This is a genomic window from Amycolatopsis pigmentata (assembly GCF_042684065.1).
In the GTDB taxonomy this organism is placed as follows: Bacteria; Actinomycetota; Actinomycetes; order Mycobacteriales; family Pseudonocardiaceae; genus Amycolatopsis_E; species Amycolatopsis_E pigmentata.
This window is the reverse complement of the sequence record NZ_JBHUKR010000007.1, coordinates 1,134,143-1,155,049: the sequence shown is the minus strand read 5'-3', so window position 1 is coordinate 1,155,049 and position 20,907 is coordinate 1,134,143. Positions and strand designations below refer to the sequence as shown.

Sequence of the window (20,907 nt, the reverse complement as noted above, 5' to 3'; positions counted from 1 at the left end):
GCTTGACATCGGCGCTTTCCTCAACGAAGAGGACCTTCGTACACCTGTCCGCTTTTGAGGGTGGCCCGGATGCGATTGAAGGGCGAGGCTCCGGCCTCACCGAACTTGGTCTCCGCGAGGAAGGTGCCGTCACGCACGACCGCGGGGGTCGCCGAGTTGCGCGGCCCTATCAGCGATACGGCGACCACGTCGTCAGTCACGATTCCGAAGTGGAGGGACCCCTTGGCGAGGTAGTCGAAGTTCGAGGAATAGCCGTATTCAACCGGACGCGCCGCGCTGAGATTGCCATACATCTGACGCGTTTCGACGCTGTAGTCGATGCCCTCGCCCTTACCGTTCTTGAGGTTACAGATCGCCGCGTAATCGTCGTTGCGGACGACCAGGAAGCCATTTTCCGGATCGACGTCGATCCGGGCGCCCGCCCGCCAATTCAAGGCCGGCCTGAGCTTCTGGTGGGTGGCCTGGACGCACTCGTTGACCAGTTGCACGTCACTGGGAGAGCCGGCACCGGCGCTCACCGTGCCGCCCTGGTCACGAAGCCGCGGGAGCCCGATCGCGGCACCGGCGGCGAGTACGACCACCGAGGCAGCCACCGCCAACGGTGCGCGCATCGTCCTGAACCAGCTGTCGGAAGCCCGCGTCTCCAACCGTGGCTCGATCTCGACCCACAACCGATCCCGCAGGCCCTCGGGCATCAGGCGCCACTCCGGCAGGCCGACGGTCTCCTTCATCGCCCCTCCTCAAAGGCTGCCGTGTCAATACCCATGCCCGCGTCACGCAACAAAACTCGCAACTTACCGCGAGCACGGGAAATCCGCGCCCGCACACTCACCTCGGCGATCCTCAGCACCTCGGCCGCCTCGGCCGTGGACAACTCACCCAGCAGGCACAACTCGACGGCCCGCCGCTCGCCCTTGGGCAACTGGCTCACGGCATCAAGCACCACGCGCAGCCTGCCCTCCGCGTCGGCCGCGTCGACCACGTCGTCGGCATGGTCGCGCACGGTGTCATTGAGCGGGATGCGCGTCAGCAGCCGGGAAAACCGGCCCAGCCGGCGGTACTCGTGACGGGCCAGGTTGCTCACCACAGCGAACAGCCACGGCCGCGCACTGGAATTGACCAGCATCAACTCGGACAACTTCTGCCACGCGGTCAGAAAGGTCGACGACGTGAGGTCCTCCGCCGAAGTCCACGAGCCGGTCAACCGGTACGCGTAGTTCCACACAGCCTCGGCATGCCGCCGGTACAGTTCGCCATACGCGGCACGGTCCCCGCCCGCCGCCTGCTTCCACAACATCTGGTCGTCACACAGCGAGAGAGCTCGGGGATCCGGATCATCGCCTTGTCCGGCACGCGCGCCTGGTCGCCGCACCCTCTCTCCAGCCATCGTCACACGAGTGTGTTCCCGCTCGACCCGGCAGCGTTGCGTGCCGCTCGTGACGAGACCCGGCCGTGCCGCGAGGAACGCGGTACGGCCGGGTCGGATCCCTAGCCGCGGAACGAGCCTTCGATCGTTTGGCCGCTGCTCAGGAGATTTCCCCTCCTGTCGGCGGCGCCGCGTAACTCCGGAACGGCCCTTCGATCACCCGTCCGTCCTTGAGGGTGGTTCGAACATAGTTGGTGGTCGACACGTAGGGCGATTCCGGAAAGTTGCTCTTCGCGTAGAAGGTGCCGTCGCGCACGACCGCGGGGGTCACCGATTTGTCCGGCCCGACGAGCGAAACGGCGGTCACGTCGTTGGTCACGATCCCGAAATGGACGGATTCCGTCGCGGGGTAGTCGAAATTGTAGGAGCTGAGGTAGTCGAACGGCCGCTCCGCGGTCAGGTTGCCATAGACATGGCGCTCGTTGACGGAGTAAGTGAACGTACCTTTGCCGTCCTTGACGACACAGACCCTCGCGTACTGGTCGTTGCGGATTACCAGGAAGCCGTTCTGCGCATCAAGATCGAACCGGACACCCGGCCGCCAACTGGGCGGATCGGGCAAATCCGGACTGGCCTGGACGCACTCCTTGGTGATCTCGGTATCCGGGTCCTGGGCCGCGGGGCGGGCCGCACTGGCGGCAGCCGCCAGGTTCACGGCAGAGCCCGAGTCGGCGATCGATGCGCTCGCCACTGCTCCATTGACGGCGAGCGCGCCGATCGCGGCGGCCACGGCCAGGCAGAGAGTCAACTTGTTTGTCCTCATGCCCGGTGTGTTCCCTACCGCCCCACCGGCGTTGCGTTAGTGACCCACGTCACGTCCATCCAACGGGTCAAGAAATCACGCCCACCTTGTCCTATGTGGACATCCGATGAACGCGTCGTCGCCCAGGAGCAAGCGCCTGCAGGAAGCACGGACAACGCACGTAACACTTACGCGCCATACCGCCGTCGACGAGCTCGGGGCCAGGGCTTCCAGTTACAGGGGTCCGGCGTTTTTACTGGTAGACGACGGATGAAACGGAATGCGCCCAGCACGATTTCCCAGTCCGGCCAGGGCTGTCAGTCACGTTCACCAGGAGAATAGACGAGACCAGACAACAAAACGCCGGGCGACCCTCGCGGAGTCGCCCGGCGTTTCGCCTGCTAGCGAGCGGTAGCGGTGGGATTTGAACCCACGGACGGGATCAACCGTCACACGATTTCGAGTCGTGCTCCTTCGGCCGCTCGGACACGCTACCGCCGACTAGGATACGTGACGGTGGTTCGCGATCCGACGGCGGGCGTCCTTGGCGGCCACGCGGGCCCAGTCGCGCACTTCGTTGCCGGTCTCGCGCAGCGAGCCCACGACCCTGTCGGCCTTGCCGGACGTGGAGAGCTTGCGATTGCCGGTGGCCTTGCCCACCAGGTGCTTCGCTTCGCCTACCGCCTGTTTCGTCCTGCTCTGTACCCGCTTCACGACGCTCATGCTGTCCTCCTTCGGTGGGGTACCCAGCTCGGGGATACCCGCCCGCCCTCGGCGTCACACCTCGCGGTGCGAGGCGAAGAAGGCTTCCAGCAGTTCGGCGCACTCGTTTTCGAGGATGCCGCCGACGACTTCGGGCCGGTGGTTGAGCCTGCGGTCGCGTACGACGTCCCAGAGTGAACCGACGGCGCCCGTGCGCGGTTCCCAGGCGCCGAACACCACCTTCGCCACCCGCGCGAGGACCAGGGCGCCGGCGCACATGGTGCACGGTTCGACGGTCACCGCGAGCGTGCAGCCATCCAGGCGCCAGCCGTCGCCGAACGCGCGGGCGGCCGCGCGAAGGGCGAGGATCTCGGCGTGGGCGGTCGGGTCTCCCAGTTCCTCGCGGGCGTTGTGGGCGCGTGCCAGGAATGACCCGTCGGGCGCGAAGACCGCCGCACCGATCGGTACGTCGTCGCCGGACTCCCGGGCCGCTTCGATGGCCACCCGGACGAATGACGCCGCGTCCACCGGAGTCAGATCTTGTCGAGCAGGGCGGCGAACTGATCGCCGAAACCACACCGCTGGGCGATCATCTGCAACTGCTCGTCGGGGTAGAGGTCGGCCTCGCCGGCGATCACTTCGAGCTCGGGCCCGGGCATGCCGAGGTCGGCCAGGATGTCCAGGTCGCCTTCCGGCCAGATGGACTCGTCTTCCTCGTCCGGCGGTTCGGCGCGGAGCAGGTCGAGCACGTCGGCGGCGATGTCGTAGTCCAGCGCCGCGGCGGCGTCGGACAGCAGCAGCGACGGTCCCCGCGGGCTCGGCCTGACGATCACGAAGAACTCGTCGTCGACCCCGAGCAGACCGAAGACCGCTCCCGTCGAGCGCTTCTTCGCCAGCGCCGTGATGGCGGCATCGAGGCTGGTCAGAGCCACCGCGTCCAGGGCGGCGCACTGCCACTGGCCGTTCTCCCTGACCACCGACACCGCGAATCCGGCGACCGGCTCCTTCTCCGCCATGCGCACACGGTATACCCGCCGCGCCGGAAGTGGTGTACTGCGAAGATGACCGGTCCCACCGATCTTCCGACCCTGCCCGACGCACGTTTCACGGGCCTGCTCGCCGAGGCGAAAGCCCTCCAAAGCCACACCATCGAGCTACGACGAAAGATCCATCGGCGGCCCGAGATCGGGCTTCGACTTCCGGAGACGCAGGCCGCCGTCTCCGATGCCCTCGCCGGGCTGCCGCTCGAAGTCCGGCTCGGCGAATCGACCACTTCGCTGACCGCCGTGCTCCGGGGCGGGCGGCCGGGACCGGCGGTGCTGCTGCGCGCCGACATGGACGCCTTGCCCCTCCAGGAGGACACCGGCCTGGAGTTCGCCTCCGAGATCGACGGCGCGATGCACGCCTGCGGCCATGACACCCACGTCGCGATGCTCGTGTCCGCGGCTCGGCTGCTGGCCGGGCGCGCCGATGACCTCGCCGGTTCGGTGGTGTTCATGTTCCAGCCCGGCGAGGAGGGCCGTCACGGCGCGCGCCACATGATCCACGAAGGGGTGCTCGACGCGGCCGGTTCACGCGCCACGCGCGCCTTCGCCTTGCACATCTGGGGAAACGAACCGTCCGGCTTGATCTTCTGCCGTCCCGGCCCGTTCATGGCCTCCTCCGACGCTTTCACCGTCACGGTCACCGGACGGGGCGGGCACGGCTCGGTGCCCCATCGCGCGATCGACCCGGTGCCCGCCGCCGCGGCGATGGTCGGCGCGCTGCACACCATGGTCACCCGCAAGGTGCACGTCTTCGATCCCGCGGTGTTGTCGGTGACCCGCATCACCACCGGCACGACCTCGAACATCATCCCCGAAACCGCCGAACTCGAAGGCACCTTCCGCACGCTGTCCGAGCCGGTGAGGGCCCTGCTCCGCGACGAGGTACCGAAGGTGTGCGAAGCCGTCGGTGCCGCCTACGGCTGCCGGGTGAGCGTCGACTACGAATTCGGCTATCCGCCGACCGTGAACGACCCGGCGGAGGCCGCCCGCGTGCTGGCTCTGGCCAGTGACCTGTTCGGCGTCTCCGAGGCCGAGGAGGCGGCCAACCCGCTCATGGGAGCGGAAGACTTTTCCTATGTGCTGCAACGGGTTCCGGGGGCGATAGCGTTCCTCGGCGCGGCCCCGCCGGGGGATGACCCCGCCGACGCGGCGGCCAATCACTCCAATCGGGTGATGTTCGACGAGGGCGCAATGGCACGCGGAGTGGCGCTCTATGCCGCTTACGCCCTCGATGCCCTCCAACCGGAGTAAGGCTCAAGCTGGCAAGATGCCCCTGTGCGAGACGTGTGCGTGATCGGACTCGGGTTGATCGGCGGCTCGCTGCTGCGCGCGGCCTCGGCCGCCGGACGGGCCGCCTGGGGTGCGACGGCGTCCGGAGCCGACGCCACGGCCGCGGCCGGTGACGGCTTCGACGCTTCCACCGACGTGGCCGCGGCGCTCCGCCGCGCGGCGGAGGCGGACGCCTTGGTGGTGCTCGCGGTCCCGCTGACCGAAGTGGACGACGTGCTGCGCGAAGTGCGCGAGTGCGCTCCCGGCTGTCTGCTCACCGATGTGACGAGCGTGAAGTCCCCCGTGCTCGCCGCCGTGCGGGCGCACGCGCCCGGCACCCGGTTCGCCGGTGGTCATCCGATGGCGGGAACCACCGAATCCGGCTGGGACGCGGGCGACGGATCGCTCTTCCGGGGGGCGGCCTGGGTCGTGTGCGTCGAGGAGGACACGGACCTGGTGGCCTGGACGGAGGTCGCGCGGCTCGCGCTCGACATCGGCGCGCATGTGGTGCCCCTGCCCGCCGCCGCGCACGACGAGGCGGCGGCGCGCATCTCCCATCTGCCGCACCTGCTCGCCGCGGTGCTGGCCACGGTCGGGGCACAGGGCGGCCCGGCGGCCCTGACACTGGCGGCCGGGTCGTACACCGACGGCACGAGAGTGGCGGGCACCCGTCCCGAACTCGTCCGCGCGATGACCGAAGGCAACCGGGAGGCCCTGCTTCCGGTGCTCGACGAGGCGCTCGGGCGGTTGGGCGCGATGCGCGGTTCGCTGGCGTCGACCGGTGGCCTGGCGGCGACCATCACCGCGGGCAACGAAGCCGCGCGCGAGTTCGCCCGCTTCCGCGCCGCGACGCCCGCCGGGGTCCGCGTCAAACTGTCCGCGCCCGATGCCCGTGACGGTCTGCGCGCCGTCGGCGAGCGGGGCGGCAGGATCACCGCCATCACCGATGGCATCGCGACCGGCGAAGTCTCCTGAGAGCTGAGCGTGGTTACCGCTCCGGGTTGCCCCCGTTCCTGCCCTCGCTGGTGTTCTTGTGCACCAGGTCCTTGGCCTTGGTGCTGACGTCGTCGATCTTGGCCGAGTGCTGGCCGAACTTCGACTTGGCGAACCCGCTCGCCTTGTCGATGCCCTGCTCGAGCTTGCCGGCGTTCTGATCGAACGTCTCCTGCGCCTTCTTCTTGAGCTCGTCGAAATTGATACCCATGTCTCCATAGAACCCGAAACTCGCAAATCGTGCATCGCGAGCGGTCATGATCGTCTATCTTGCCCGGGATGACCGCACGGACCTTTTCGTACGAGATCAACCGCACCAGCACGGCGCCGCCCGAAGTGCTGTTCCGACTGGAAACCGACGCGCCCCGCTGGGCGGAGTGGGGACGTCCGCTCAAAGCCGGCTGGGACCGTGAGGCGGACGAGCCCGGCGGTGTCGGGGCGATCCGCAGGGTCGGCGCGGGACCGGTGCAGATGTTCGAGGAAACCGTTGTCTACGAACGGAATCAGCGCCACGTCTACAAGTTCGCCCGTCGGCCGCTCATGCGGGACTACCGCGCCGAGGTGACGTTCACGCCGAACGCGTCCGGCGGCACGGACCTGTGCTGGCGCGGCTCGTTCACCGAGTCCTTCCCTGGTACCGGGCCGCTCGTCCGGGCTCTCGTGGGCGGCGTCATCGCGATTCTCGCCACCCGGCTCGCGCGCGGCGCCGAACGGGAGCCGGTCACGCGTTAACTGTGTTTCACAGTGCGCGCACCCGCGCGCCTGTCCTCACCTCAAGCGAAAACAGGGACTTCGGACCCGCTCTAGCCGGCCCCGAGGCACAGGAAGGGACGCCGCAGCGGATCAACGGCGACCGACTGGGCAAGGGCCTGGGCCGGTGACGTCCCGAGCGCGAGACGTCGGTGCAGATCGGCCATGGCGTCGGCCGCGGCCCGGTCGCCGACCCGCGCGATGGCGCCCACGACGGCGCGGGAACCGCTCGCGAGCAGGGAACCGGCGAACCCGAGCGGCTCTTCACCCGGCCGGATATGACTCATCGCGAGTTCGCACGCCGCCAGCACGACCCGCTCGGGTGGGCTGCTCAGCCTCGCCGCCTCGTGCGCGAAGAGCGGGCCGTCGACCAGATCCAGTCGCGAGAACAGGGCGTTCGCCGGCTCGTGCGCGCCGTGGGCGACCAGATGCGCGAGGCCGACCCCTTCGAGCGCTTCGAGCACGGTCTCGCTGGTGGCGTACTCGCCGTCGATCAACCGCGCCCCCGGATACACCGTGCGCAGTTTCCCCACCTCACCGACCGCGCCAGGGACTCCCGGTCCGCCGACCAGCAACGCGGTGCCAGGCCCCTTGCGCCGCACCGCGCTCACCCAGGCGGTCGCCGACGGCGCGATGGACAGGGGCGTACCCCGCAGCGAAGGCAAGGCCGCCCACGGCAACGCGTAGAGCGGCCCGATCGGCACGATCACCAGTTCACGCCCGTCGATGAAGTCCACGAGTGGGCGCACCAGCCACTCGTCCAGCAACTTCGCCCGTTTCGCCGCGGAAGTGGTCACCGCACCGACAAGAGGCGGGGGCAGGTGATCCGGCGCGAGCGCGTTCAGGTCGGCATGCAGTTGCTTGGTGGTTTCCTCGGCGTCCGCGCGGAAACCCAGCCGCACCAAGCGGAATCGGCCGTCCCGGATGACCACGCAAGCCAGGTGGTCGCCGTGGGCGGCGATGCTCACCAGCACCCGGTCGCCCAGTTCGGCGGCCACCTCCTCCGGGGAACTCACCGGCCGTGGTCGTCCCCACGGGCTCGTGGACCAGCCCAGCCTGCCCGCCTCCCGCTGCAGCCGGAGGTAGCGCTGCTCGAACCGGGTCACCGGCCTGCCCTCCAGCCGGTTCTGTTGCGCCATCCGCTGCAGATGCCGCATCTCGTCGATGAGACCGGCGAGGACGGGATCATCGATCGCAGGCAACGGCTCGTAGCGGTAGACCTGCGCGCGAGTGCGTTCCTGCCAGGCGAAGACCCGGCGCGCGCCGGCGTGACCGCGTGCGGCGTCGAGCACCACCTTCACCGCGAGCGCGCCGAGTTCCTGCCCGTGCACGGCAGTGCCGCAGACAAGGTCCAGACCACCCATGCGGTCGCGGACGCGGGAGAGTTCGGTGAACCCGGCGCGGGCCTGGGCCAGCGCGACCCGCGAATTCCCTTGCGCCAAGCCGAGTTCCGCGCGGCACAGACGCAGCAGCATGACATGGTCGATCGGCGTGGTCTGCCGTGGTTTCGGTACTTCGGCGAGCAGTTCCTCCGCCCTCGCGACCTCCCCGCGCCGCAGGTGCAACCGCACGGCGAGCAGCCGGGCCACCGCCGATTCGTCGCGGAGTCCCAGGCCTGCCAGCAGATCCGCGTGCTCGACGAGTTCGGCGGGAAGCCCGCGCCGGGGACGGCGCCGGAGTTCGAGCGCTTCGGTCGCGTCGGCGCGCAACCTGGTCAACGCCGCCACTTCGGCCCACGGAACGTTGCGCCGACGGACGAAACGACGACGAGCGGCGGACGCGAGCTGTCGCGCCAGCTTGTAGTCGCCCTCCAGAATCGCGGCGGCGGCGCGGAAAACCTCGGCCTCGGCGAGGTCCTGGAAGACCCGGGTCCGCCGGAACTCGGGAATGGCCTCGGACAGGTGCCGCGCGGCCTCTTCCGCCAGCCCCGCCGCGAGCAGCGCCCTGGCCTGGTCCAGCCGGAGCCGGGGCAGCGAACCCGGTCCGACCTCTTCGAAGTTGCGGGCCGCCTGCTCGTAATGTCGCAGCGCACCCGGAATGTCACCGACCAGCTGGGACCGGTCGCCGAGGGTGTGTCTCGCCTTGGCCTCCAGGACGCGGTGCCCGTGCGCGACGGCCAACCCGAGGCAGCGTTCGAGATCGGCGAGCGCGGCTTCCGGGTTGCTCATCATGACGTGGACAAGGGCGCGGTTGAGCAGGCTCGCGGTGAGCAGACGGGCGTTGTCGCCGGTGTCCCGCTCGACGGCGGGCAGGTGCTCGTCGAACTTGTCCAGCGACTCGGACAGCCTCCCGCCCCGCATGTACAACACGCCGTGCTGGAGGCCGACGATCGCGGCGAGCGTGCTTCGCTCGCCGCCGGGCCGCATCCGCGCCAGCATGGTGTTCGCGGTGCGCAGGTGGGCGAGGCCCACCTCAAGCGAACTCGTCTCCGCCTCCGCGGACGCCAGGCTGATCAGGATGCGGGTCCGCAGGACCAGGGTTTCCTCGTCCTCGTCGGCGACGGGCCTGCCGTCCCCGCCGACGGCGCCCAGACGCGCCAGCGCGCGATGCAACAGGCGCGCGGCGACCGCCGGGCCGTAGTCCTCCGCGGTATCGCGGGCGCGCTGATACAGGCGAGTGGCCGACTCCAGTGCGCGCGCTGACACACGCTCTATCTGAGCACATCCGTGCTCGAGGCCACGCGGGCGGTGACCCTACTAGGCGTTCAAGGGCGCGCGCACCTGCTCACCACATGCGGAAACACGCGCTCGCTAGAGAACCACGGCCGGAGTGACCACGGTGCGGCGGCCGACACCGGCGACGGAAATGACGATCTGCGTGGTGCCGCGCGGCACGTTGTCCAGGACGAAACGGCCGCCCTCGTCCGCCTCCGTGCGGGACGAGCCGTGCTCGGCCACCCGTACCTCGACGCTGTGCCTGCCCGCGGGCACGAGCCAGCCGTCGATGCGGTGGCAGAGCCCCGTCTTCGTCAGATTGATCATGACCGTCAGATCGCTCACCGTGAACGTGATCGTGCCCTGGTCGACGCTGCTGCGCACGCCGGCGAGCTGGCTCGCCCGTTCCCAACGGGCGACCTCGACATCGAGGTTTTCCAGTTCCAGCGCGAACTGCACGCGGTCGACCAGGCCCACCGGCGGTGGATCGACCAGGTCGATGATCCGGCCGAGGTCGGCGAGCAGCACCTCGTCATCGTGATCGGCGCCCCCGGGCACCAGAGCCTCGTTCATGCGCTGCCCCCTTCGTCCAGCAGTTCACGCAATGCCTTCAGGCAGCGGCCACGGTTGGGCCCGATACTTCCGCGCGGTATGCGCAGCAACTCTGCCACGATCCGGTATTCGGCGCGGCCGGCCAGCACCGTCAACCGCAGGATTTCCTGGCACCGGCCGGAAAGCTGGCCGAATGCCCACCAGATCCGCCGGTCGCGTTCGGCGCGGAGAACCTCCGCCTCCGGAGCGGGCTGCGTGCTCGGCATGGCTTCCGCGATCTCGTCGGTCAACGGCATCGGCCGCTGTTTGCGGCCGTTGACCCGCTGCGCTTCATGCCGGGCGGTGGTGACCAGCCAGCCCGCCAGTGCCTTGGGTTCCCGGACCTGGTCGAGGTGACTGAACAGGGCCAGCCAGACGGTCTGCACCACGTCTTCGGCGGTGTGCCTGTCCAGCCCGCACCCGCGAGCCACGTTCCACACCAACGGGGTCAGCTCGGCCACCAGCCTGTTCATGGCGATGCGATCGCCGGCACGTGCCGCCCGCAGACAGACCTCGAACAATTCGGGACCCTGCAACCCGTCCCAGGGCGGATCCGCCTCGGCGGTCCGGACTTCGGTCACCAGATTCGCCCCCGTTCCGCGCGGCTCTCTTCACATCGGCGCTGGCAGTATCTTCTGGTCTCTCCCGAAGTAAGAGGGTGCTGATGAGCGGGAGATACAGATATTCACTCGTTCGGCCTAATATCACCGGTGATTGACAAGACGAACGTGACGGAACGCCGCGGTTCGCGTTCCCATGGCCGCTTCAGTTCGGCCCGGACAAGGTGCCGGCCGGCGCCGACGATGTCGAGCGCCAGCCGGCGTACCCCCCCTTGCCCCGGTGGCTGCTCCCCCCGCGCCACCTCACCACCCGAATGGCCGTCGCCGCTCACGTACTCGTCGACGACCACGTGGACCGCGTCCGGCAGTTGCCAGCGCCACTGGTAGCCCGAAATCCGGGCCTCCGGCAACCGGAGTTCCACGGTGTCACCGACTCGCAGTTCCGTCGTCTCCCCTGCGTCGGCCTGCGCGAGCCGAACGTGTGACACCGCGTACTCCTTCCACGTCCGTTCGGGTTCGGTGGCGGCTGGCGGCCCCCTCGGCTGCCAGCCACCACCCGTCCTGATGCTGCCCCGGCTGTGCCGCCCGGGTCAGACCAGGAGTTCGTCGATCTGGCCGTTGGCGTCTTCGTGGAACGACACCGGCAGGCCGTTGGCCTTGGCCAGCAGCGCCAGCGTGGCCAGCGCCCCGCGGCCGGACTCGGACTCCGCGAGCCGCCTCCAGCCGACGCCGTACACCAGCGCCCACACCCCCGGATGCGCGCTCGACGACCACAGCTGCGTGATGAAACCGGTGCGTGCCACCGGCTGGCCGCCGGCGGGCTGGACCGCTTGAGCGTTCGCCTGGCCCTGGCCGACCGCGACGGGCGGCTGATACGGACTCCACCCACCCATCGGGACCACACCCGGCGACGGCGGCACCGGACCACCCTGAGCCTGAGTAAGCGCACCGGGCGGCGGCTGATACGGACTCCACCCACCCATCGGCACGACACCCGGCGAAGGCGGCACCGGACCACCCTGAGGCTGAGTAAGCACGCCGGGCGGCGGCTGATACGGACTCCACCCACCCATCGGGACCACACCCGGCGAAGGCGGCACCGAGCCACCCTGAGCCTGAGTGAGCGCACCGGGCGGCGGCTCGTAGGGACTCCAGCCCCCCGTGGGGGCGCCCACGACCGGCGGGGTGCCGGCAGCGGGGCTGCCGTTCTTGACCGGGCCGGTGCTCTCGGGCTCACCCTTCTCTTCGGTAGCCGGTGGATCGATTTCGCTTGTCGTCATGGCTTTCCGCTCCCCATTCCGAATTGCTCGGTAAAAGCCGACACCATCAGTAATTGGTCTGGACCAGGAGTAGCTCATCGTTCTCGACGAACGGGATGACGGGGTAACCGCCCGCCCGCGCGCCGGACAGCAGCGCGAGCGGATCGCCCGCGCCGCCGAACCCCCCGGAAACCCTGGTCCAGCCAAGGTTTTCCAGATACACCCACCCATTCCCCCCTCGGGCGGACGCGAACAGGCCGAGCGCGCGCTGTGGCGGTAGCCAGGCACGCAGGGCCACTCCGGTGCAGCCGAGGGTTGTCGGCCGCGGGTCCGGATAGTCCTCGATGTAGGCCTCGCCGTAAGCGATGCGGAAGAATCCGTCCTCGCCCCAGGCGGTGCCCCAGGAGTTCTTGGCGATCCAGCAGCCCTGCTCGTCGTCCCACCCGATCAGCGCGCACGCGTGGCCGCCGATCGACTTGTCGGTGGTGTGCCGGTAGACGCCGCCGGTGTAGTGGAAGAAGTCTTCGTAGACGACCATGCACGCGGTCACCGGGCCGTAGCCGTAGATGTGGTGCTTGATCTCGGCCGGTTTGCGGGTGAGATCGATGATGTTTTCCGCGCGCACCAGGCGATTCGGCCAGTCCGGGTTCAGCGCGCCCGCGCCGTCCTGGCGGTAGGGCCAGTAGTCCTCGAAGGTCACGCCTCGGTCGACACAGTCGCCGAGGATGTCGTCGGGCCAGGATCCGTCGTGATCCTTGCGCTCACGGACCGCCTCGTATCCGAAGTAGAGATGCGCCTCGGACACGTCCAGGCCCAGCCCCGGAACGCCGCGCGTGTAGGCCGCGGTGCCCTCGATCGCCGCGGCGACCGCGAAGGCCGTGCAGGAACCGCATTCGCCCTGGTCCTTGACCGGAGTGAGGTAGTCACCGCAGGGGGCGGCGCGAAGATCGAACGCGCTGGGCAGCCGGTCGGTGGGCGCGTTCGCCGCCGTACAGCGCTGGCCGGCGGTCCCGAGCGCGGCTTCGGTCATCTCCCCTGGCAGGGTGGCCCTGCGTTCGACCTCTTCCGCGCTCGGGACCGGCACCCCCAGTCGCGCCGAGCGCGACTCTCCCCCTAGCCGGCTCAGCCCCGTCTCACCCGCCTGCCACGGATCCCCCAGCGTGGCAAGGGAATCGCGGACAGCCGCGAGTTCCTCTTCCAGGGTCCGGGCGGAGCTCATGCGCATCCTCCATCTGAGGGGGACAACCTTGCCGACGCCTCTATGACGCAGGAACTCGCCCCGCAGATACATACGGCGGAACCTTTTTGGGAAAGACCTGGCCATCCCCGGCAACTTTCACCCATTCAGCCCAGTTTGATCTACGCTGAGTGCTGACCCGGGTTCGCTTTGTCACCGGTACCTCCGAACAGCGACCACGGGAACGGCCCAGCGAGCCCGGGGAAGCCGTCACTGAGCCGGAGAACGCCTCTGCTCCTGCCAACGCTCGACGAGCAGCGGCATTTCCTTGGCGAGGAAGCGGAAGAAGTCACGGAGTTCGGAAACGCGATGCCCCCGGACGCTGTCGCGACCGACGGCCGCCACGCCTTCGTCGAGCGTGTCACACAACGCCTGGAAGAGCTGCTCCCGTTGGGTGATCGCGGAATACCACGTGTCGTCGTCGATGAAGTAGTGGTCGCGGCGCTCGCCGGGACGTCGCCCGCGCTTGGCCATGCCGACCTGGATCAGGTACCGCACGGCCCCGGACACCGCGGCCGGACTGATTTGGAGGGTACGGGCCAGGTCACCGGCGGTCATGCCCCCGTCATGGGCGACCAGCAGCGCCGCCGAGACCCGCGCCGGCATGCGCGGCATACCCGCGTCGGCGAGGATGAGCGCGAACTTCTCCACGAAGTGGAGGACGGCGTCGTCCTCGGCCGGATCACGCTGCGACTGCGGTCGACTCGACATGGGGTCATCCTCCCTCACCAGGGGTGAAGCGGCTCACTCGATCCATCCGATTTTAACAGTTCACAAGTTTGTGAAATAAGTGTAGCTTCGCCGTCATGGACAACGCCATCTCCATCTCCGGCCTGCACAAGTCGTTCGGGTCGACCAGGGCACTCGACGGGCTCGACCTCCAGGTGGGCACGGGCGAGGTGCACGGTTTCCTCGGCCCCAACGGCGCCGGGAAGTCCACCACGGTCCGGGTGCTGCTGGGTCTGCTCCGCGCGGACTCCGGCGAGGTCCGTCTGCTCGGGGGTGCCCCGTGGCGCGACGCGGCCCGGCTGCACCGCAGGCTCGCCTACGTGCCCGGCGACGTCAGCCTCTGGCCCAATCTCTCCGGCGGCGAGGTGATCGACCTCCTCGGCAGGATGCGCGGCGGGCTCGACCAGCGCCGCCGCGCGGAGCTCATCGAGCGCTTCGACCTCGACCCCACGAAGAAGGGCCGCGCCTACTCGAAGGGGAACCGGCAGAAGGTCGCCATCGTGGCCGCGCTGGCGTCCACTGTGGACCTTCTGCTGCTGGACGAGCCGACCTCCGGCCTCGATCCGTTGATGGAGGCCGTTTTCCAGACCGCGATCAACGAGGAACGCGAGAAGGGCCGGACGGTGCTGCTGTCCAGCCATATCCTCGCGGAGGTCGAGGCCTTGTGCGACCGGGTGAGCATCGTCCGCGACGGGCGGACGGTGGAGACCGGAACTCTGGCCGAGCTCCGGCATCTCACCCGCACCTCGATCACCGCGGAACTCGCCGGGCATCCCAACGGTCTGTCCTCTTTGGACGATGTGCACGACCTCAGGATCGAGGGGAACCGGGTCCGGTTCGACGTGGAGACGCCGTCGCTGGACAAGGCGCTCCGGCAGCTCACCGAAGTCGGCGTCCGGAGCCTGACCAGTCAGCCCCCGACGCTGGAGGAACTGTTCCTTCGGCACTACACGACCGAGGCGAGCCGGTGATGAACGAATTCGCCGGTACCCGGCACCTCGTCCGGCTCGCGCTGCGCCGTGACCGTGTCGTGCTCCCGCTTTGGGTGCTCGTCCTCGGCGTCATCCCCGTCACCACGACGGGTGTCTACGACCAGCTCTATCCCGACGCGGCCAGCCGTGCCGCGCTCACCGCGACCACCTCCGCGAACCCGACACTGAGCCTCCTTTACGGGCGCGCGTTCGACCTGTCCACCGCCGGTGGGTTCACGGCCTGGCGCTACGGCGTGTTCATCAGCCTCTTCGTGGGGCTGGCATGCGTCTTCACGGTCACCCGTCACACCCGGCAGGAAGAGGAAACCGGCCGCCAGGAACTGCTGTCTTCGACCGTCACCGGACGCAAGGCGCCGCTGACCGCGGCACTGCTGGTGGCCGGGACGGGCGCGCTGGCGACCGGCCTGATCATCGCGATCGGGCTGATCGCCGCGCACCTGCCGGCGGGCGGCGCGATCGCGTTCGGTCTGGGCATCACGCTCAACGGCGCGGTTTTCACCGGCGTCGCCGCCGTCACCGTCCAACTCGCGGAATTCTCGCGCACCGCCAACGGGCTCGCGTCGGCCGTGCTCGGCACGACGTTCCTGCTGCGCGCCGTCGGTGACTCCGCGGGCGGGCTCGGCTGGTTGTCCTGGCTGTCCCCGATCGGATGGGGAAATGAGATCCGGCCCTTCGCCGGGGAACGGTGGTGGGTGCCGCCGCTGATGCTCGGCACCGCGATCCTGCTCGCCGGGGTGGCCTACGTGGTCCTGCCGCGCCGCGATATCGGCATGGGCATCCTGCCTGCCCGCCCCGGGCCCGCATCCGGTCCCGCCGGTCTCCGCTCGCCGTTCGCGCTCGCGGCACGGCTGCACCGGGGCGCGTTGACCGGCTGGCTGGTGGGCTTCGCCGCCGGTGGCGTGCTGACCGGCGCGATGGCCGACGGAATCGGCGACCTGGTCGGCAACAGCGAGCAGACCAAGCAGATCTTCGAGCGGATGGGCGGGGCTTCGGCTCTGGTGGCCGCGTTCCTGGCCGTGATGGCGAGCCTGTTCGGGATGATCGCCGCGCTCTACGCGGTGCAGGCGATGCTGCGGATGCGCGGCGAAGAGACCGCGGTCCGGCTGGAGCCCGTCCTCGCCACCCGCGTGACCAGGATGCGCTGGGCCGCCGGTCATCTGGTGTTCTCGCTGGGAGGAAGCGCACTGTTGCTGGCCGTGGCCGGTGTGGGGGTCGGCCTGACACACGGACTGCGGGTTCACGATGTCGGCGGACAGATCCCGGCCATGCTCGGCGCGACCATGGCGCAGCTGCCGGCGGTGTGGGCCGTGGGCGGGGCGTCGATGCTGCTGTTCGGCTTCCTGCCGGCCTACTCGGCGGCGAGTTGGACGGTGGCGTCATTGTCCCTGGCTCTGACGCTGTACGGACCGATCTTGCGGCTGCCCCAGCCGGTCCTGGACATCTCGCCGTTCACGCACATCCCGAAGCTTCCCGGGGCGACGGCGGCTCCCGCGCCGATGCTGTGGCTCACCGCGATCGCGCTGGTCGCGCTCGCGCTCGGATTGACAGGTTTCAAACGCCGGGACATCGGGTAGTACTAGCCGGGGAAGTGTCGGGAGCCCGGACCGGTCGGGGGTCGGGCTCCCGCCTTTTTGTGGAGCAAGGTGGCTTTACCACGTAACGCGAAGTCTCGGAAAACGCAAGGACGCGGGCCTGTCGCCGCTACCGGCTCCCTCAGTTTCCGCCGATCGACAGTAAGAAGCCATCGGTGGAAGCTTCCTGTTCGTTCTTCCAGATGACACCCCGGTTGCTGTTACCGATGTGCACCCCGTACTGCTTCTCACCTCGCGGCACGTCGGCGATCGAGAACTGGTAGATCGTGGAGTCTGACACCGAGCGGCTGCTACTCGTGGTCGCCGTCGGGTCCGCGGCTTTCACGAGCGTGCCCGTCGCCAGGATTTCCTGCTTTTCGTTGTAGACCACGACTTGCGCGCCAGGCCGCAGGTCGCTGTACCCGGCACAATTCGAAGAAGAGTAGGTACCGTACGTCGTCGAGCACATCACCGTCATGGCACCGTTAAGCCTGAACGTCTTCGGCTTCAACAGTGAAGGCAGTGTCAGCGCCAAGATAACGACCACGATGAAGGCCCCCGCGCCTGTGACGATCAGGGTGCGCTTTGGCTTCTTCCGCTTGACCGGTACCGGTTCAACCGGGCCGTAGTCCTCGCTCGAAGGTGTTGTCATGGCAGATTGTCCTCACGGCATGTAGGTGCAGAGGGCGGCGAGAGCGTTGGAGTTCTCGGAGACCTTCTTGCCGTCGACCGTGATCTTGCAGGTGCTGTTCGCGGTGCCCATCTGGTAGCTGACCGGCGTGACGCTGACGGACGAGAAGGCCAGATCATTCATCGACAGGGTCTGGCTCCAGGTCTTGCCGCCGTCGATGACGTCCTGCGAGTTGACGGTCAAACCGCTGTGCCACTCCACGTTCGACTTCGAGCCGGTGGTGACTTCCAGCAGCACGGTGTGCTTCGCCGCACCGGGTGCCGCCGGGGCAGCGTTCGCGGGGGCGCCTGGCGCAGCCGAGTCCTTGATGACCGGAGGGGCCACCGGCGTCGGCATGGTGTTCGCCACGTCGTTCACGGCCTTGCCGAAGGCCGCGGTCCAGATTACACAGATGATCAGGCCGACAACGGAGAGCACCAGACCGCTGATCGCGAGGCCCTTGTTGTCGGCCTGTCCCTTGTTCGCGCGGAGGGTACCGACGATGCCGAAGATCAGCCCCAGGATCGTCAGCGGCCAGGCGACCACACCGATCAACGGGATGAACGCGAAGATCACGCCGATCAGGCCGAGGACGAAGCCGGCGGTGCCAAGGCCGTTCTTCCGCTGGGCCGGGGCGGTAGTCACCGGGGCCGGTGGCATGGGGAACTCGGACAAGGTTGCCTCTTTCGATGGGTACGCGCTGTGACCGGGTTTGTGGTCACGGCTACCTGCATCGCCGAAATCTCGCCCTGCGTAACAGCGTTTTAACCGCTCCGCCGGAGACAACCCAGGCGATACCGATCATTGATCGACCGGTTTTCGCAGCTCAACGAAGGTGCAGAGAGACGTGACCGCCAGTGAATAATTGAAAGTTCAAGTCACCTGAATGGAGCACGCAGTGATCATCGTGTGACCATCGGCCCGCTCGCCTCGTTTCGGAGCAAACAGCCCTTGCTCTCGAACCGGCGCGGCGGTCGAGGAGCGGGACGGGTTCGATCGGGCGGTGCCGGGTACCCGGTACAGATGATCGACAAGATGATCGACGATGTGCCGAAGCGGCTTTTCGTGGGTGGAGAGTGGCGTGACGGTGAAGGCACTTTCGCCGTGCAGGATCCGGGAAACGAGCAGACGCTCTGTGAGGTCGCCGACGCTCGGGAGTCGGACGTGCGCGACGCGGTCGAGAAGGCGGTCGCGGCGCAGGACGAATGGGCGGCCGCCCCGCCGAGGGAACGCGGGGAGATCCTGCGCCGCGCCTGGGCGCTGATGACCGAACGCGCCGAAGACCTGGCGCTGCTGATGACCTTGGAAATGGGCAAGAGCCTCACCGAGTCCCGCGCGGAGATCGCCTACGCGTCGGAGTTCTTCCGGTGGTTCGCCGAGGAGGCGGTGCGGGTCGAGGGCCGCTACGCACGCAGCCCCGCGGGCGGCGGGCGGATGCTCGTGGCGAAACACCCGGTCGGCCCGTCACTGCTGATCACACCGTGGAATTTCCCCCTGGCGATGGGGACACGCAAGATTGGCCCGGCCATCGCCGCGGGCTGCACGATGATCGTCAAGCCCGCGCAACTGACCCCGCTGTCGATGCTCAACCTGGCCGCGCTGCTCAGGGAAGCCGGGCTGCCGGACGGAGTGCTGAGCGTGCTGCCGTGCACCTCGGCGAGCCGGGTCGCCGGTACGGCCCTGGCCGATCCGCGCATCCGCAAGATGTCCTTCACCGGGTCCACCGAGGTCGGCCGCAAGCTGGTGGAACAGTGCGCCCCCAACCTCCAGCGGATGTCGATGGAACTCGGTGGCAACGCGCCGTTCCTGGTCTTCGGAGATGCCGACCTCGACGCCGCGGTCAAGGGCGCGGTGACGGCGAAGATGCGCAACAACGGCGAATCGTGTGTGGCGGCCAACCGGTTCCACGTCCATTCCTCGGTGGCCGGGGAGTTCGTCCGCCGGCTGACCGACGAGATGTCCGCCATGAAGACCGGGCACGGCACGGACGACGGCGTGCAGGTGGGACCGCTGATCAACGCCGGCCAGCGCGACAAGGTGATCGAGCTGGTGGACGACGCGACCAGCCGCGGCGCGCGGGCCACCACGGGTGGGAAACCGTTGGACGGCAACGGGTTCTTCTACGCGCCCACCGTACTGACCGACGTGCCGGCGGACGCCCGCATCCTGCGGGAAGAGGTCTTCGGGCCGGTCGCGCCGGTGACCACGTTCGAGACCGACGACGAAGCGGTCCGGCTGGCCAACGACACCGAATTCGGGCTGGTGGCCTACCTGTTCACCCGCGACCTCGACCGGGCCATCCGCGTCGGCGAAGCCATGGACACCGGGATGGTCGGCCTCAACACCGGGATGGTGTCGAATCCGGCGGCGCCGTTCGGCGGCGTGAAGGCGTCGGGCTTCGGCCGTGAAGGCGGCGCCGAAGGGATCGAGGAGTACCTCGACACGCAGTACCTCGCGCTGTCCCTGTGACCACCCCTTGTGCCAACCCGCGGCATTCAAGGTGACCACAGCGCGCACTCGCGAAGGAAACACTGTGAGGTCCTCAGCCGCCCGCCTGCACCTGCGGGTGCTGGAACAGGTGCGTGATCGCCGGCCAGACGCCGGGCACGAGAACCACGGCCAGCACGGTGAAGACCGGGAACACCAGCAGCGTTTCCGCCTTCTTCCCGGTCCTGAACCGCAGAAAGGACGGCGGGCGGATCTCGTACCAGGTCTCCCCCGCGATCATGACGGGGAACAGGAACGGGCAACCCGCCTCGGTCAGCGCGTCACCGAGGCAGTGAGTGACGCATCCCGCGGCGACCGCGATGCCGACCCAGCCGGTGAGCTGTTGCAGTTCGCCGGCACCGTTCGCGGTCGCCGCCCACCACGCTCCACCTCCCACGGCCACTATCAGGACCCAGTCGCCGAGCGCGCTGGTGGCGAGCAGGATGCCGAACGCCACCACGCCGGCGACCGCGTACCAGCCGCCGGCCCGCGTGCCGGCGACGGTGAGCATGCCGAGCCCCACGGCGAACAGGATGGTGTGGGACAGATGCCGGTGCGTGCCGCGGCGGCGTTCGTCCCGTGGCCCCTTCGTCACCGCGTAGAGCGCGGCCGACGCGTGGGTCAGCAGCCAGGACAGGGCGCCGGTGACCGGGCCGAGCAACCTCGACGCCCCGGCGCCGGGGTGGTCGAGATCGGGCAGGAGCGCGAATCCCGCCGTCGTGGCCGCGAAGGCGATCGCCTGATGCACGGTGCCGGCACCGATGAACGGCGCGAGGGCGAGTCCGGCGCACCAACCGGTCAGTGCGTGTGTGCGGCCCATCATGAAACGATCTTGGCATGGTCTCGAACGAACTCGCGGCATTTTGGCGCGAAAGACACTTGAGCACGCTCACCACCCCGCGGCCCGACTCCTCGCCTCACGTGGTTCCGGTCGGTGTCACGGTCGACGAGGACTTCGCGATCGCCCGCGTGATCTGTTCACGCGGCAGCGTCAAGGCGCGGAACGTGCGCGCCGCCGGGGAAGCGGGCGCCAGGGTCGCGGTGAGCCAGGTGGACTGGCGGCGGTGGTCCACCCTGGAAGGGATCGCGGTGGTGCGCGAAGACCCGGATTCGGTGGCCGACGCCGAAGCGCGCTACGCGGAACGGTACGGCAGGCAACCGCGGCCGAATCCGGAACGCGTGGTGATCGAGATCCGGATCAGCCGGCGGCTCGGGATGGCCTAGCTCCT

Annotated in this window: 24 protein-coding genes and 1 tRNA gene; 7 read left to right on the top strand and 18 right to left on the bottom strand. The window is 68.7% G+C overall.

The genetic code is table 11. The features are described 5' to 3' along the window. Positions 1-20 precede the first annotated feature (20 nt). From ACFSXZ_RS18595 to ACFSXZ_RS18565, 7 genes are all read right to left on the bottom strand, one after another. Complete coding sequence (locus ACFSXZ_RS18595; protein ID WP_378266281.1) at positions 21-731, bottom strand: hypothetical protein; 711 nt, start codon at positions 729-731, stop codon at positions 21-23. Next, positions 728-1,297, bottom strand: coding sequence for an RNA polymerase sigma factor (locus ACFSXZ_RS18590; protein WP_378266515.1), 570 nt, complete (start codon positions 1,295-1,297; stop codon positions 728-730). Before ACFSXZ_RS18590 ends, ACFSXZ_RS18595 begins: the two co-directional genes overlap by 4 nt. 229 nt (positions 1,298-1,526) lie before the next feature. Next, positions 1,527-2,156 carry a hypothetical protein gene (locus tag ACFSXZ_RS18585; RefSeq protein WP_378266280.1) on the bottom strand — a complete coding sequence of 210 codons (630 nt, stop codon included), beginning with the start codon at positions 2,154-2,156 and terminating at the stop codon, positions 1,527-1,529. Positions 2,157-2,577: 421 nt separating this feature from the next. Then, positions 2,578-2,664: transfer RNA gene (locus tag ACFSXZ_RS18580), tRNA-Ser, on the bottom strand. 5 nt (positions 2,665-2,669) lie between these two features. Then, the gene (locus ACFSXZ_RS18575) at positions 2,670-2,891 is read right to left on the bottom strand and encodes a CsbD family protein (protein ID WP_378266279.1); all 222 of its coding nucleotides are present in this window, start codon (positions 2,889-2,891) and stop codon (positions 2,670-2,672) included. Between the two features lie 54 nt (positions 2,892-2,945). Further along, positions 2,946-3,398, bottom strand: coding sequence for a nucleoside deaminase (locus ACFSXZ_RS18570; RefSeq protein ID WP_378266278.1), 453 nt, complete (start codon positions 3,396-3,398; stop codon positions 2,946-2,948). A gap of 5 nt (positions 3,399-3,403) precedes the next feature. After that, entirely contained in the window at positions 3,404-3,886 is a 483-nt protein-coding gene (locus ACFSXZ_RS18565; RefSeq protein ID WP_378266277.1) for a tRNA adenosine deaminase-associated protein, read from the bottom strand. A 45-nt stretch (positions 3,887-3,931) separates the two neighbouring features. Here ACFSXZ_RS18565 and ACFSXZ_RS18560 point away from each other — a divergent pair, with 45 nt between their 5' ends. Further along, positions 3,932-5,167, top strand: a complete 1,236-nt coding sequence (locus ACFSXZ_RS18560) for a M20 metallopeptidase family protein (protein WP_378266276.1) — start codon at positions 3,932-3,934, stop codon at positions 5,165-5,167. A gap of 24 nt (positions 5,168-5,191) precedes the next feature. After that, complete coding sequence (locus ACFSXZ_RS18555) at positions 5,192-6,160, top strand: prephenate dehydrogenase (protein WP_378266275.1); 969 nt, start codon at positions 5,192-5,194, stop codon at positions 6,158-6,160. 13 nt (positions 6,161-6,173) lie between these two features. Here the strand turns inward: ACFSXZ_RS18555 and ACFSXZ_RS18550 are convergent, their stop codons facing one another. Further along, positions 6,174-6,389, bottom strand: a complete 216-nt coding sequence (locus tag ACFSXZ_RS18550; RefSeq protein WP_378266274.1) for an antitoxin — start codon at positions 6,387-6,389, stop codon at positions 6,174-6,176. A gap of 68 nt (positions 6,390-6,457) precedes the next feature. On the opposite strand from ACFSXZ_RS18550, the gene ACFSXZ_RS18545 reads away from it, so the two are divergent. Continuing rightward, the gene (locus ACFSXZ_RS18545) at positions 6,458-6,910 is read left to right on the top strand and encodes an SRPBCC family protein (protein WP_378266273.1); all 453 of its coding nucleotides are present in this window, start codon (positions 6,458-6,460) and stop codon (positions 6,908-6,910) included. A 71-nt stretch (positions 6,911-6,981) separates the two neighbouring features. On the opposite strand, the gene ACFSXZ_RS18540 is transcribed toward ACFSXZ_RS18545, so the two are convergent. The 7 genes from ACFSXZ_RS18540 to ACFSXZ_RS18510 all read right to left on the bottom strand — a co-directional run bounded on the left by ACFSXZ_RS18540 (position 6,982) and on the right by ACFSXZ_RS18510 (position 13,940). Beyond that, positions 6,982-9,573 carry a CHAT domain-containing protein gene (locus ACFSXZ_RS18540; protein ID WP_378266272.1) on the bottom strand — a complete coding sequence of 864 codons (2,592 nt, stop codon included), beginning with the start codon at positions 9,571-9,573 and terminating at the stop codon, positions 6,982-6,984. Between the two features lie 105 nt (positions 9,574-9,678). Beyond that, positions 9,679-10,155, bottom strand: coding sequence for a carboxypeptidase regulatory-like domain-containing protein (locus ACFSXZ_RS18535; RefSeq protein ID WP_378266271.1), 477 nt, complete (start codon positions 10,153-10,155; stop codon positions 9,679-9,681). Beyond that, entirely contained in the window at positions 10,152-10,754 is a 603-nt protein-coding gene (locus ACFSXZ_RS18530) for an RNA polymerase sigma factor (protein ID WP_378266270.1), read from the bottom strand. The genes ACFSXZ_RS18535 and ACFSXZ_RS18530 overlap by 4 nt, the downstream gene beginning before the upstream one ends. 104 nt (positions 10,755-10,858) lie before the next feature. Further along, positions 10,859-11,221, bottom strand: a complete 363-nt coding sequence (locus ACFSXZ_RS18525; protein WP_378266269.1) for a protease inhibitor I42 family protein — start codon at positions 11,219-11,221, stop codon at positions 10,859-10,861. Positions 11,222-11,323: 102 nt separating this feature from the next. Next, positions 11,324-12,013, bottom strand: coding sequence for a hypothetical protein (locus ACFSXZ_RS18520; protein ID WP_378266268.1), 690 nt, complete (start codon positions 12,011-12,013; stop codon positions 11,324-11,326). A 46-nt stretch (positions 12,014-12,059) separates the two neighbouring features. Next, positions 12,060-13,211 carry a C1 family peptidase gene (locus tag ACFSXZ_RS18515; protein ID WP_378266267.1) on the bottom strand — a complete coding sequence of 384 codons (1,152 nt, stop codon included), beginning with the start codon at positions 13,209-13,211 and terminating at the stop codon, positions 12,060-12,062. A gap of 228 nt (positions 13,212-13,439) precedes the next feature. Then, positions 13,440-13,940, bottom strand: a complete 501-nt coding sequence (locus ACFSXZ_RS18510; protein WP_378266266.1) for a GbsR/MarR family transcriptional regulator — start codon at positions 13,938-13,940, stop codon at positions 13,440-13,442. 95 nt (positions 13,941-14,035) lie between these two features. Between ACFSXZ_RS18510 and ACFSXZ_RS18505 the strand changes: the two genes are divergently transcribed. Both ACFSXZ_RS18505 and ACFSXZ_RS18500 read left to right on the top strand, forming a co-directional pair. Further along, the gene (locus tag ACFSXZ_RS18505; protein WP_378266265.1) at positions 14,036-14,929 is read left to right on the top strand and encodes an ABC transporter ATP-binding protein; all 894 of its coding nucleotides are present in this window, start codon (positions 14,036-14,038) and stop codon (positions 14,927-14,929) included. Continuing rightward, positions 14,929-16,524, top strand: coding sequence for an ABC transporter permease (locus ACFSXZ_RS18500; RefSeq protein ID WP_378266264.1), 1,596 nt, complete (start codon positions 14,929-14,931; stop codon positions 16,522-16,524). Before ACFSXZ_RS18505 ends, ACFSXZ_RS18500 begins: the two co-directional genes overlap by 1 nt. 139 nt (positions 16,525-16,663) lie before the next feature. Here ACFSXZ_RS18500 and ACFSXZ_RS18495 read toward each other — a convergent pair whose 3' ends face one another. Both ACFSXZ_RS18495 and ACFSXZ_RS18490 read right to left on the bottom strand, forming a co-directional pair. Next, a complete protein-coding gene (locus ACFSXZ_RS18495; RefSeq protein WP_378266263.1) occupies positions 16,664-17,173 on the bottom strand; it encodes a hypothetical protein in 510 nt (169 codons plus the stop codon). Between the two features lie 12 nt (positions 17,174-17,185). Then, on the bottom strand, positions 17,186-17,866 hold the full coding sequence (locus tag ACFSXZ_RS18490) for a DUF4190 domain-containing protein (RefSeq protein ID WP_378266262.1): 681 nt from the start codon (positions 17,864-17,866) through the stop codon (positions 17,186-17,188). Between the two features lie 348 nt (positions 17,867-18,214). On the opposite strand from ACFSXZ_RS18490, the gene ACFSXZ_RS18485 reads away from it, so the two are divergent. Continuing rightward, positions 18,215-19,660 (top strand): NAD-dependent succinate-semialdehyde dehydrogenase, encoded by a 1,446-nt coding sequence (locus ACFSXZ_RS18485; RefSeq protein ID WP_378266261.1) that lies wholly within the window; start codon positions 18,215-18,217, stop codon positions 19,658-19,660. A 73-nt stretch (positions 19,661-19,733) separates the two neighbouring features. On the opposite strand, the gene ACFSXZ_RS18480 is transcribed toward ACFSXZ_RS18485, so the two are convergent. Then, positions 19,734-20,498, bottom strand: a complete 765-nt coding sequence (locus ACFSXZ_RS18480) for a metal-dependent hydrolase (protein ID WP_378266514.1) — start codon at positions 20,496-20,498, stop codon at positions 19,734-19,736. A gap of 17 nt (positions 20,499-20,515) precedes the next feature. Here ACFSXZ_RS18480 and ACFSXZ_RS18475 point away from each other — a divergent pair, with 17 nt between their 5' ends. Then, positions 20,516-20,902, top strand: coding sequence for a PPOX class F420-dependent oxidoreductase (locus ACFSXZ_RS18475; protein WP_378266260.1), 387 nt, complete (start codon positions 20,516-20,518; stop codon positions 20,900-20,902). Positions 20,903-20,907 lie beyond the last annotated feature (5 nt).